Annotated in this window: 10 protein-coding genes and 1 pseudogene; all 11 read right to left on the reverse strand. The window is 33.7% G+C overall.

Annotation, left to right across the window (positions count from 1 at the left end):
• Window positions 1-5: 5 nt before the first annotated feature.
• The 11 genes and pseudogenes from BN1075_RS08000 to BN1075_RS08055 all read right to left on the reverse strand — a co-directional run bounded on the left by BN1075_RS08000 (window position 6) and on the right by BN1075_RS08055 (window position 13,046).
• Window positions 6-1,274, reverse strand: coding sequence for a GntP family permease (locus BN1075_RS08000; protein WP_040192604.1), 1,269 nt, complete (start codon window positions 1,272-1,274; stop codon window positions 6-8).
• Between the two features lie 77 nt (window positions 1,275-1,351).
• Window positions 1,352-2,488, reverse strand: a complete 1,137-nt coding sequence (locus BN1075_RS08005) for a glycerate kinase family protein (protein ID WP_040192605.1) — start codon at window positions 2,486-2,488, stop codon at window positions 1,352-1,354.
• 149 nt (window positions 2,489-2,637) lie between these two features.
• Window positions 2,638-3,726: a CdaR family transcriptional regulator gene (locus BN1075_RS08010; RefSeq protein ID WP_040192606.1), complete on the reverse strand. Its 1,089-nt coding sequence runs from the start codon at window positions 3,724-3,726 to the stop codon at window positions 2,638-2,640.
• A gap of 187 nt (window positions 3,727-3,913) precedes the next feature.
• Window positions 3,914-5,305: an MATE family efflux transporter gene (locus tag BN1075_RS08015; RefSeq protein ID WP_040192607.1), complete on the reverse strand. Its 1,392-nt coding sequence runs from the start codon at window positions 5,303-5,305 to the stop codon at window positions 3,914-3,916.
• Between the two features lie 165 nt (window positions 5,306-5,470).
• Window positions 5,471-5,962 (reverse strand): L-2-amino-thiazoline-4-carboxylic acid hydrolase, encoded by a 492-nt coding sequence (locus BN1075_RS08020; protein WP_040192608.1) that lies wholly within the window; start codon window positions 5,960-5,962, stop codon window positions 5,471-5,473.
• Between the two features lie 12 nt (window positions 5,963-5,974).
• A pseudogene (locus BN1075_RS08025) lies at window positions 5,975-7,062 on the reverse strand (M20/M25/M40 family metallo-hydrolase).
• A gap of 485 nt (window positions 7,063-7,547) precedes the next feature.
• Window positions 7,548-8,378, reverse strand: a complete 831-nt coding sequence (locus BN1075_RS08035) for a metallophosphoesterase family protein (RefSeq protein WP_052406467.1) — start codon at window positions 8,376-8,378, stop codon at window positions 7,548-7,550.
• On the reverse strand, window positions 8,371-9,294 hold the full coding sequence (locus BN1075_RS08040) for an ABC transporter permease (RefSeq protein ID WP_040192612.1): 924 nt from the start codon (window positions 9,292-9,294) through the stop codon (window positions 8,371-8,373). The genes BN1075_RS08035 and BN1075_RS08040 overlap by 8 nt, the downstream gene beginning before the upstream one ends.
• Window positions 9,294-10,379 carry an ABC transporter permease gene (locus BN1075_RS08045; protein ID WP_052406468.1) on the reverse strand — a complete coding sequence of 362 codons (1,086 nt, stop codon included), beginning with the start codon at window positions 10,377-10,379 and terminating at the stop codon, window positions 9,294-9,296. Before BN1075_RS08045 ends, BN1075_RS08040 begins: the two co-directional genes overlap by 1 nt.
• A complete protein-coding gene (locus BN1075_RS08050; protein ID WP_040192613.1) occupies window positions 10,369-11,877 on the reverse strand; it encodes an ABC transporter ATP-binding protein in 1,509 nt (502 codons plus the stop codon). The genes BN1075_RS08045 and BN1075_RS08050 overlap by 11 nt, the downstream gene beginning before the upstream one ends.
• Before the next feature lie 98 nt (window positions 11,878-11,975).
• Window positions 11,976-13,046: a BMP family lipoprotein gene (locus BN1075_RS08055; RefSeq protein WP_040192614.1), complete on the reverse strand. Its 1,071-nt coding sequence runs from the start codon at window positions 13,044-13,046 to the stop codon at window positions 11,976-11,978.
• Between the last annotated feature and the right edge of the window lie 226 nt (window positions 13,047-13,272).

Here is a 13,272-nt window from a genome sequence, read left to right on the forward strand (position 1 = left end):
AATATCTATAATATTATTCCGTAAATAATAGTAGAAACTATTGTCATTGAAAGTCCTATTAATGACTCATATGGTATTAATTTTAAACGTTGACCAATTGTCATATTAGTAGCTCCAGCTGTAGCATGGAAGAACGATCCATGTGGTAAATGATCAAGTACTGTTGCACCTGTATGAACCATAGCTGCGCCACCAAGTGGAGAAATTCCAACACCCATTATAGCTTGTCCAAATGTTGCTGAAGCTATAGTTGCCCCTGATGTAGTAGAAGCAGTAGCCGCAGACATTAGTATACCAGAAAATGGTGCTAATAGGAAGGCTGGCATGTTAATTGCGTTAAGGAAATTTATTGTAGTCGCTTGCAAAGTTGAAGCTTTAATTATTCCTGCAACTGTTCCAGTTCCTATAAGAAGTAATGCAACAGGCATCATTTTTGTTAATCCAAAAGTAATGTACTCATTTGTGTGTTTAGCTTTTCCCATTACAACAACACCAACTAGTCCTCCAACTGGTAAAGCTATAAGTGGATCCACTGAAATTCCTGCTATTGGTCTTAGTGCAAGTAATGCAATTGCCACTAATGGTCCAATGATTGCTGCAAAGAAAGATGGTAGTTCTTCAGCTTCTAAATCATCTGCTACTACTTCTTCCACTGATTTCTCTACTTTAAACTTCTTAGCAAGAAGTGATGTTAATAATACTGTAACTGCAAGTCCAACAATTGCTGGTATTATATTTGCCATCATTAAAGATGATAATTCAACACCAAAATTCTCAGCTGCTGCTATTGTGTTAGGATTTGGTGATATAACGTTTCCTGCTTTCCCTCCACCAATCATAGCTAAAAGTACTAATATTGGAGAGTAGCCTAATCTTTTTGAAATTGCTAGTGCTATTGGCGCAACTGTTATAACTGCTACGTCTATGAATACACCAACTGATGTTAAAATCATTGTTGATAGTGCTAATGCAAATAATGCTCTCTTCTCTCCCAAGGTTTTTACAATCTGGTCTGCTATCTTAGCCGCTGCGCCAGTTTTAATAAGTACCCCTGCAAGAACTCCCGAAGTAATTATACGTAAAATTGCCGGCATAATATCCTTTGCACCGCTCATCATTACGTTAACTGTTCCGGTAAGCCCGGCTCCACCAACTACTCCTCCGACTACAGCACCTAATATTAAGCTGTAAACTGGATGTAATTTTTTAATAATTAATGTTATTGCCACCGCTAACCCAAGCAATGCCCCAATTGTTGTGATTTGTACGTCCATTATTAAATTCACCTCATTCAAATTTATCTACGGTTTATTAAATACAAAAGATTATCCTCTCTTGTTATTAATCAGTATTATATAGCTTTAATAAGTCTGAAAATCTGTTCTGTTGTTGCAGTCATATTTTTTGATGCGTTTTCCTTCTTAATAGCTTCTTCTAATGACATAGCTGCATTTACTATTGAGAAATACGCATCTATACCTTCTTCATTACACTTAACTGCATCATCTGTCGTACATCCAGCTATTGCTATAACCTTAGCTCCATGCTTTTTAGCAATCTTAGCAACGCCTATAGGAGCTTTTCCCATTGCTGTCTGATTATCAAGTCTTCCCTCTCCAGTTATAACTATATCTGCACCTTTAACTACTTCTTCAAGGTTTATTTCATCTAAAATTATTTTGATTCCTGATTCTAATCTTGCATTTAAGAAACCTATAAATCCAAAACCTAACCCCCCTGCTGCTCCTGCCCCTGGAACTTCTGCAACATCTTTTCCTAGTTCTTTTTTAACCACTTCTGCAAAGGCTCTTAACCCCGCATCTAACTCTTTAACAATATCTTGTGTTGCGCCCTTTTGTGGTCCATATATATATGCTGCTCCATTCTCTCCAAATAATGGATTGTTAACATCACAGGCAATTTTAAAGTTACATTCATCTAACTGTTTTAATCTATTTTCAGTTTTTATACTTTTTATCTTATTTAGGACTTGTCCTCCAAATCCAACTAACTCGCCAGCCTCATCATAAAACTCAAAGCCTAAAGCTTGAAGCATACCAACACCTGCATCGTTAGTAGCACTTCCCCCTATACCAACAATAAAGTTTCTACAGCCTCTTTCAATTGCTTCTTTTATCATTTCCCCTACACCATATGTTGTAGTGTATAGTGGATTTTTTAAGTTGTTTGGAACTAAAGCAAATCCAGCCGCTTGAGCCATTTCTATAATTGCAGTATTGGTTTCCTTTAATACCCCGTATTTAGCATCAACCTTATCAACTACAGGTCCTGTAACTGAAGTAACAATTGCTTCCCCATTCATACCTTCAACTAATGCATCTACAGTACCTTCTCCACCATCAGCTAATGGCATTATTGTTATTTCTGTATCTCTATCAACCTTTAATATACCTTCTTTTATAGCATTTGCTGCTTCCATTGAACTTAAACTACTTTTTAATGAATCTATTGATATTACAACTTTCATGATTTCAGCCTCCCTTGTGATATTATTGTATCAAGACCTAAATCACCTTTCTATAGTCCAAGTACTAATATAATACGTTTTCATACTCATTTTTTTGTTACATATAACATTTAAATCTTAAATTGAATATGATAACCAATTTACAATATTTAACTCTTTAACCTCAGTGCAAGATAAAAAATAATAGCCTCCTTAAAACATCTTGGGTTAAATCCTGTTTTTTGACCTATCTTTTCCAATCTATATTGCAAAGTATTTTTATGTATAAACAGCTCTTCTGATGTATTCTTTAACGACATATCATTTCTATAAAAAGCTTGGAGTAATTCGATTTCGCTATTCTCCAATTCTCTCAACACCTTATCTACATATTGCTTTTTAATATCTTCGTCGATCCCCTCTAATATAAGTTCTAAACTTAATGAATCAAAGTAAGTAAGTATTTCATGATTTTTAGCCGAGTATTTAATAGCACTTCTGGCTTCGCTGTAAGACTTATGTGTATCATATAACTCCTTAAGCCTTCCTACTCCCCCCGTCAATATACCTTCATACTTCCTTAAAGTATTCATATATATTTTTCTTAAATTGTTATACCTCTCTTCATTAACTAAGGCTATAAACTCGTTGGGATACACATAAATTTTAAATATGTTTCCTATATCCTTCAATACACCTTGTACGTCATTTTCAACCTTTTCTAGCTCCCTGACATCATTATATTTAGTGATTTTAAATATAACCACTGCAAACTTTTGCTTTAACCCTATTCCGAACTCATTTAATATTGTCTCAATTTCATTTTTATCTTCAATACTATCATATATAAGGGACTTTACAACGTGGTTTATGCGCTGCTTATCTGATTCATATTTATAGTTAAGCTGCTGTTCTTTAATAAAAATTTCAGTGATTTTAGTTACAAGAAACCCAAATTTACTTACCTCATCTGGCTCTCCTGTTATACCTATAGCTCCAATAGCTTCATTGTTTATTAATATTGGATAATTAATTCCCTTTTTAGCTCCCTTGTACTCCTCATCTTCATTAACAGTTATATTTTTTAATGTGGAAATTGATTTGTACCCGGCTTCATGAAAAGTATTTATCCTATCTTCATCAGTACTTGCAATTATGGTCCCATTAATATCAATAAAATTAATATTTTTATCCACAACCTCTTTTACTGCATCTACAATTTCTTGTGCAACTTTAAATTTTATTTTGTTTACAGCCATTATTTCACCCACTTGATTATCGTATTTTATCCTTCATTATTATTTATAATACTTTTTAAATTAAAATAATAGTATCTTTATAGTAAGATTCTACTACAAAGATACTATTATTTATCATACATCACTTTTTATATTTCTTATTACAAATTAAAACTTTACTACATAATTGAACACTAAACTCTGCCCCTTATTCTGCCTCTCCTGTGAAGCCCTTTTCTCTCCACTTGCCTTTTTTATAAAAGATCGTAGTTATAATTGCTCCAAGTGTCCAAGATACTAATAAAGAAATAAATGTAGACTCTGGCCTTCCTGTTGGATATGCAGCACTTCTAGTCAAATATGCAATTCCATAAGCCACTGGAACACGTAACACAACAGTTGTAATTAACGAAATCCACATAGGCGTCATCGTATCTCCAGCACCTCTCATTACACCTGATAAGCTTTGTGTAACAGCCATAGCTATGTATCCAACTGCAAGAATACGCATCATTCTCATGCTTAAATCTACTAATTCAGCTGTATCAGTAAATACCCCCATCAAATACTTACCAAAAATCAAAATTAATAAAGTAATAGTTGCAGAAACTGCAACCGCAATAATTGTACCCTGCTTAGTTCCCTTTGTAACCCTGTCCATCTTTTTTGCCCCAATATTTTGTCCAGCATAAGTGGTCATGGCACTTCCAAAGGTGAAGTTTGGCATCATAGCAAAACCATCCACACGCATAACTATAACATTGCAAGCAATTACCATTTCACCAAAGCTATTTGTAAGAGATTGTACAACTATCATCGCCAGAGAGAATATTGCCTGAGTTATTCCTGATGGTAATCCAAGCTTTATTAATCTCCTTGAGAAGTTTCTATCTGGAATAAGCATCTTCAAGTTAAAATCAAAAATACTCCTCATCTTTGCAAGTTTTATAATACACAAAACTGCTGATATACTTTGTGCAATAACTGTTGCTAGCGCTACACCTGCAACTCCTAAGCCAAGTCCTGCAACAAACCAAATATCTAGCCCTACATTTAAAACTGTAGCAATTAATAAAAACACTAGTGCTGATATAGAGTCTCCTAGTCCTCTTAAAACTCCAGCTAATATATTATAATAAGCAAAACCTGCAATCCCAACATAATAAATAACAAGATAATCATTACACCAATCTATTATGGATTCTGGCGTATTAAGAAAATCCAGTAATGGACGAGTAACCCATGGTCCAATTACCATAATTATTACTGAAGCAACCGCTGTAAGTGTAACACAAACTCCTATTGTATGTGAAAGATGTTTTCTCTCTTTTGCACCAAAGTACTGTGAAACCATTATTCCTGCCCCTGTTGATATTCCAACAAATAACACAAGTAAAAGATTTAGTATTGGTGATGCACTTCCTACTGCTGCCAATGCATTGTCTCCAACATATTTCCCTACAATAATTGAATCCGCAGTATTATAAAACTGCTGAGCAATATTTCCGATTAGCATAGGTATCGAAAATTCAATAATTCTCTTCCAAGGTGCTCCTTCCGTCATATCTTTAGGCGAAAAAGCTTTTGATATTTTTCCCATAGGTCTACCTCCCATTAAAGTCTTATTTTTACAAACTAATTTTAGTTTATATTACATTTTTTTCTTTGTCAATTATTTCGTGTTACTAATAATTTCTTATTAATTTAAAATTAAAAGCACTAATTTTAATTTTAAATTAGCGCTTTAATCCACTTAAATTATTATCTACTTTTTGAATCTAATTTCACATTTTGAGTTACCCTTAGCTATGGTTTCTCCAAGTTCCATTCTTCCTCCATAACTTTCTGCAATCCCACGATCACCGTTCATTGCAATATCACATAATCTAGCAATTTCTTCATCTGTGCATCCAAGTTTCTGCCAAGCAGCTACTAAAGGACAATATCCAAATTCTATTGAAAGCTTATCATCTGTAGTCTCTAAAATTTTCATATCAAAAACCATTTGTGCAGGCTTTGTAAAAAGCTTATTCTTTAAGCCCTTGAAACTATTTGTTCCTCCCACCTTAACTAAATCGACACTTTGAAAGTGACCACATTCCTTAGTAGCTGCATAGCCTATATCCTCCCATGCAATCCCCTTTTTCTCAGCCTCTTTTAATAATAGATACAGCCACGTAGCTCGATGCTCTAAAGTTCCCCTTACAGCTTTAATCACAAAATTATTTCGTTTAGATACATTTACAATCTTACTCATTTATATCCCCCATTATTGATAATTACTGATTATTTCTTTATAAAAGGCCACAGCCTTACCAATTGCTTCTACGTCTATATTTTCATTTTTATTATGGACTGATACAAACTGCTCAGGTGAAATATCGATAGGTGCAAACCTTAATGTACATCTGCATATGTCAGTCATATGTCTTGCATCTGAACCTGCAGGTAGAATGTATGGTGCTGGAACTACATTAGGAAATACTTTATTTATTATTTCTTTAACATATAATAAATTTCTGTCTTTCAAATCTGTTGGCTGATGATACTCTTCTGATATTTCTTCAATATCTATATCATATTTTCCTGCAACCTTTCTTATAGCTTTCATATCCCCCCTTAAATCCTCATCATTTACACACTGTAAAAACAGTAACGTCTCTACATCCTTATTTTTCTCACCATGAATATGTCTAAAGGTATTGGTGGTTCCAAGAAGAGCTGCGCCCTGTGGATTTAACTTTGGCAAAAGAACTTTTAATAACGGCGAAAATAACCACAAATTTGTGAATATCAATCTATATGGAAAACTCATATATGGTACCAAAGCCTTAAACATTCCCGAAGTCTCTGGATGAATTTTTCTAATAAAAGATTTCCTTCTTTCAATTTCCTCAATAAATTTTGCTATCCTTACTACAGGACTATCACTTTTAGCAGTAAAGCTTGCATGTCCAAATTTACATTTTGCAACACACTTAACATCTTTTCTACCTTTTTCATGAACAGCAATCATCGCTGCCTTAGCTTTCATTCCTGGTACTGGTGCATTTATAACTGCACCACATTCATCCACAGTTAGCTCAAACTTAATTTTATTTTCTTTAAAGTGCGCTACAGCTAAAGGAATTCCCTTTCCTGCTACCTCTTCATTATTAGAAGACGCTATATATACATTTACTTCAGGCACAACCCCTTTTTTAATAATTCATCCATTGCTTTCAATTCAGCATAAAAGGAAGTTTTAGTGTCAACAGTCCCTCTTCCCCATAGCTTCCCATTTATTATTTCTCCTCCAAATGGCTCTTGCTCCCACTTCTCATTAGCACTAACTACATCATGGTGAGACATAATCATAATGTTTCTAGTTTCATCTACCCCTTTAATTTTATATACCTGACACCCATCCCCGAATATTTTAAGTTCAGCCTTTTTATAAACATTTGGGAACAATTCTTTGAGCTTCTCTCTAAACTTTTTAAACTCTTCCACTTCAATATTGGATGCATTAGAAACTGTTTTTCACTGTATTAGTAAAGCTAATTCTTTTGCAAATTGTAAATACTCATTATATGTGTATACTTTTACTTCTGATTTTAATTTTCTAGAAGTGTACTTTACTAAAATGGCGTTAAAAACCAATAGGATACAACCTAATGCTAATAGAATAAATATATACTCCACACATTTTCCCCTAATCTTTTATAATTACTTTATATGTAATATATTCAATATAATTATATCCCATACTAACCTTTTTATCATTTTATTTAACCTTAAAAATGAGTATGTCCTATTAATACAAAAAACTCCTACAACTTACATTGTAGGAGTTTAGCACTTCACTTTAATTTATTATCTTGTTCTCTAAAATTAACATATCCAAGAAACTTATTTTCGTTTATTCCAAATATAGTTTCTACCTTAATTTCACCATATTTATACTCACACTTATTTATCGTTCCAGCATCTTCAAATCTAACCAAGCCATCGCTCTCATCAAAACCTGCAAAGGATAAGCTTCCCCCTGTAAAATATGGTTTACCTGCAAAGACTCCACTATATACATGATGAGTATGTCCAGTAAAAATACTAACTATTGAACTTTCCTTGATTATATTTTTAAATTCATTAGGAACATGAACAGATGGAGTGTTAAATTGATCCCTTAAAAGATGATGATGAAGGAATAAAATAGTATCTATTCTATTATCCTTACTTAACTCTTCCCTTAACCATTCACATTGCTTCTGAGAAATTGCACCATCATTATTATGGTACTCTGAAATATCGAGTCCAATAATTCTTAGCCCTTTAATCTCTCCAACTACATTATAAGGCTCATTATCATCCTCTCTATCAAACCAGCCCTTATAAAATTCTTTCTTATTATCATGATTTCCTAAGGTAATAAAATATGGTACGCCTTTAAATAAAAACTCAAATTTCTCTTTCAAAGTTTTATAATCATCAGCAGTTCCTGATTCCACCAAATCCCCCGTGATAATTATAAAGTCAACCTCATCCATAGTTACCTTTTCCAAGGATTTCTCTATTTTTATAAGAGGGTTAGTCATTTCATTAAAAACAGAATTATATCCTGAAGACGCTTTAGGATACCTTCTTAGAAAGTGAATGTCTGATAAATGTAAAAATACCATATCATTAACCATTCTTAGCTTTCTTTTTCTTATTTCTCTTATGCTGAATACTAAATAGTATTAAAGCTACAATGGTAGCTACATAAGGAATAGAAGCCGTAATCTGAGTCTTTAAAGAAGTGTTCTGAAGCACATTTCCTGCTGCTTGAGAGAATCCAAAGAATAAACTTGATAAAAGTACTCCAATTGGATGAGACTTTCCTAAATTATTTGCAGCCATGGCGATATACCCACGTCCTGATGTCATGTTCTGCATGAATAGAGTTACAGTTCCCATCGATAATAAAACTCCCCCTAAGCCACATAAGATACCTGATAAACTTATAGTTAAGAATTGATACTTCTCAACTGGAGTTCCAAGACTTCTTGCAGCCTCCTTATTGATTCCAATTGCACGTAATCTATAACCTAAAACTGTCTTGTATAGGAATATGTACATTCCAATAGCTAATACAAAAGCTAAATAATCTATAATTGTTAACCCTGAAAAGATAGTTCCAATTACAGGTATATCTTTTATTATTGGTAAGTCAATTTTAGAAAGACTTACTAAACTTGGGTCAGTAAAAACCCCTTTAGTTTTAAAAATAATATATAGCAAATAGGTTGTAACACCACCCATCATGGTGTTCGTTGCCATACCAACAACAACTGGAGAAGCTTTTAACTTAATAATACAAAATCCTACTATAGAAGAAACAATCATTCCACTTACAGCTCCAGCCAAAACAGCAAGGAAAACATTATTAGTATAATAATTTGCAACAATACTAAAGAAGGCACCAGTAAGCATTGTTCCTTCCATTGCTATATTAAAAATTTTAACCTTAGTACATAATGCTGCTGCAAGAGTTACTAAAAGTATTGGTGTCATCATACGAAGAGTCGAATTGGCTACTACCGCTAAATAATCTACACTTAATTCCATTATTGTGCTCCTTCCTTAGTTGATTTATTTTTCTTGTACCACTTTACTGCAAATTTAGCAGTAATTAACAAAGTAATTATTCCTTGAATAATTGTTGTAACCTCTGATGGAACTCCCATACTACGCTCTATAGTACTTCCACCAGTGGTAATTCCAGCTAAGAAAACAGCACTTACTAAAATACCAACAGGATGATTGCTTGACATTAATGATGCAATAATACCAGTCCATGCATATCCCGGAGACGTAATCATAGCGTCTACATAACGATATCTAGATCCTAAAACTTCACAAGCTCCACCAAGTCCGGCTAAAGCTCCGCTAAGCATTAAAACATAATACATCATCTTTCTACTATTTACTCCACCATAATTAGCAAAGTTAGGGTTTAATCCACCCATTTTAGCCTTATATCCAAAGCTTGTTTTCTTCATTATAAAAAGAATAACCACAACAGCAATTAACGCAATAACAAAGCCCCAATGTAATGAATACTGATCAAAAATTTTTGGAAGAATATTGTCTGTTAACTTTTGTGTTTGCACCGCCGTAGAATCCACAGCTAGAGGGTCCTTAAACACATACATAGTAAAGTAAGAAGCGATATAATCCGCAACATAGTTCATCATAAGTGTAATAATAAGTAAATCCAACTTATAATTTTCACTTATATAAGCTGAAATTATTGAGTATAATACTCCTGCTAAAGCACCTGAAATTAACGCCATCATAACCACAAACACTGGTGGTCCTGGACATACCGCTGCAACTATTGCTGAAGTAAGAGCACCTAAAACCATTTGGCCTGCTGCTCCAAGACTTGAATATCCTGAACCCCATGCAAGAGCCCCTGCAAGTCCAGCAAAGATAATTGGAACTGAACGTGTTAATGTTGTTGTTAAATAATAAGCTGACCCAAATCCTCCCTTAAACATTCCAATAATCGCTTCAAAGGGATTAAATCCTGAAAGACCAATGATAACTCCACCAAGAAGTAATCCTACAGCCACCGCTTGCATTGGATGCTTTAATGCTCCGTATAAATTAGTAAACTTAGCTTTCACTAATGAGTTTTTATTCTTCACTTTCTTTACCTCCTACCATTAAGAGACCAAGTCTTTTTTCATCAATACTTCCCCTTGCAAATTCACCAACGATTTCACCTTCATAAATTACATAGATTCTATCACTTAAGCTCATGATCTCACTTAACTCAGAAGACACAAGTAAAACACTATCTCCACCATTTCTCTTTTCCACAAGCTGATCATGAATAAACTCTATAGCACCTATATCTATACCTCTTGTAGGTTCACATGCAATAATAAGAGGTGTTTCCATGGACATCTCTCTGGCAACAATAAGCTTTTGAGCGTTACCACCAGATAGTTCTTTAATTTTCTGCTCTGGTGAATCAGCTTTAACTCTAAACTTAGAAATTAATTCCGATGCGTGAGAGAAAATCTTTGAACTGTTTAATATTCCTCTTTTAGAAAACTCTTCTGTATCCTCATAGCCCATTAACGCATTTTCCGCTAAGGTTGCCTCAGGTGCACTTCCCCACATATAACGGTCCTCTGGAATGTGAGTTATTCCAGCTTTTCTAATATCCATAACACTTTTATTCGTAATTTCATTACCATGAATCACAACTTGTCCACCATCTATCTTCTCTAGACCTGTAATACATCTTATAAGCTCTGATTGACCATTTCCAGACACTCCGGCAATACCAACAATCTCGCCCTTCTTAACATTCATATTAACGCCATTTAAAACATTTTTCTCACCATCACCGTGTAAAATTAAGTTCTTTACCTCTAAAAGTGATTCCTTAGTATCTTTAGGCTCAATTACTCTTGTTACAATTTGTCTTCCAACCATTAAATAAGATAACTCTTCTACACTCGTATTCTTCTTTAAAGTTTCTGCAACAACCTCTCCTAATCTCATTACAACAACCCTGTCGGCAACTTCCATAACTTCATGAAGCTTATGAGTAATGACAATTATACTTTTACCAAGCTTTGCAAGTTGCTTCATTGTCTTTAAAAGTTCTTCAACTTCTATTGGTGTAAGAACAGCTGATGGCTCATCAAAAATAATAATATCTGCATTTTGATAAAGTATCTTTAATATCTCAACACGCTGTTGAAGTCCTACTGGACAATCTTCCACTATTGCCCTTGGGTCTACCTGCAGCATGTAACGATTTGAAAGTTCTTCTACAACTTCAATATTCTTTTTATAATCAAAGAAAATACCCTTTTTCATCTCATTCTTATAAACAATATTTTCTGCAACAGTCATATTTTCAAACAACATAAAATGTTGTTGAACCATTCCAATTCCTTGCTTCATGGCATCAGAAGGACTATTGAAATTCATCTTCTTGCCATTTATAAAAATCTCACCAGAATTCGGCTTCTCTAATCCATAAAGAATTTTCATTATGGTAGACTTACCTGCACCATTTTCACCAACAATGGCAAGTATTTCTCCCTTATTCAGGCTTATATTCACTTTATTGTTAGCTACTACGTTGCCATATTTTTTAACAATATTTTTCATTTCTAAAAGCATGTAAAAGTACTCCTTCTCTAAGTAGTTTTAAACATAGAATAAGGGCGAAGCAAAACTGCTACAGCCCCTATTTAAATAATATATTCAACCTATGATAATTATTTTGCAGATTCTTCTGGAACCTCTATAACAATCTCTCCAGCTATAATCTTATCAGCAGCAGCTTTACCCGCAGCCATAACTTCATCAGTTATAATTTCTTCATTTCTGAAATTCATTGTTTCTGTTGTTATACCAACAACTCCAAATGCACCCTCTTTTAAACCAAGAATTTGTGCACCACCTTTTAATTCTCCTGCTAAGAATTCATCAAGGATTGTGTTAACACATGCAGCTGTATTCTTTAATACTCCACCTACAATATTTTTGTTTTCTGGTGTTGTTTGATCAATGCTTAATCCGCTTGTGTAAATTGGAGTACCCTTCTTCTCTAATTCTAATGCTGCTTGGTATATTCCGTTGTTTGAACTTGCATTAACTCCTCCGAATATGAAGTTAGCACCTGCCGCCTTTTGTTGTAATGCATACTCATAAGCTAAGTTAGTATCATTGTAAGAGTTAGTAAAGTTGTACATGAATTTTGCATCTGGGTTAACAGATTTTACCCCCTCTTCAAACCCATATCTATATTTATATGTAGCTTGACTTTGGAATGAAGAAATATGTCCATATACTTTTTCATTCGGGAATGCTGTTCCTATCATCGTTCCAAGAACATAACATCCTTCTGCTTCGTTAAAACCAATACTTGTAACTTTATCATTTGATGCTGTTGTATCAATTACTGCATATTTTGTTTCTGGGAAAGCATCTGCTGCTTCACTAAATGGATCTGCTGCCTGCCAGCCAATACCGATTATTAAGTCATATCCTTCATTAGATGCAGCACGAGTGTTTTCTTCCCATGCAGCTGTATCTGTACATTCAATAGATGTCCATTTAAATCCATATTCATCTGCAGCATCTTTTACTGCATTATATGCTTGAAGAATAAACTGCTCTGTTCCTATTGTGTCTGAAATTAAAGCTATTCTTAATTTTGAATAGTCTCCTGTAGATTCTCCATTGTCAGCTGAATCATTTCCTTTTGAATTAGAACATCCAGCTAAAGCAAGAGTTGACATAACGAATAATAAGCCAAATACTACTTTTTTCATAAACTTTTTCATAAGTTCATCTCCTCAATCCTCAATTTGTATCTACATTATAAATCATTCGCAAACAAAAAAAATATGACCTGTGTCATATTTTTATGTATTTTCCTATACATTTAACGTATTTTTAACATTAACGTTCGTAAAATATATGATTGTTTTGATTTAATTCAACTTTTACATAGAAAACATTCACTTTAAATATACTATTTATATGTAATTTTTATTTTACATAGTTATT

The sequence above is a fragment of the Clostridium culturomicium genome, from assembly GCF_000821305.1.
Lineage (GTDB): Bacteria > Bacillota > Clostridia > Clostridiales > Clostridiaceae > Clostridium_J > Clostridium_J culturomicium.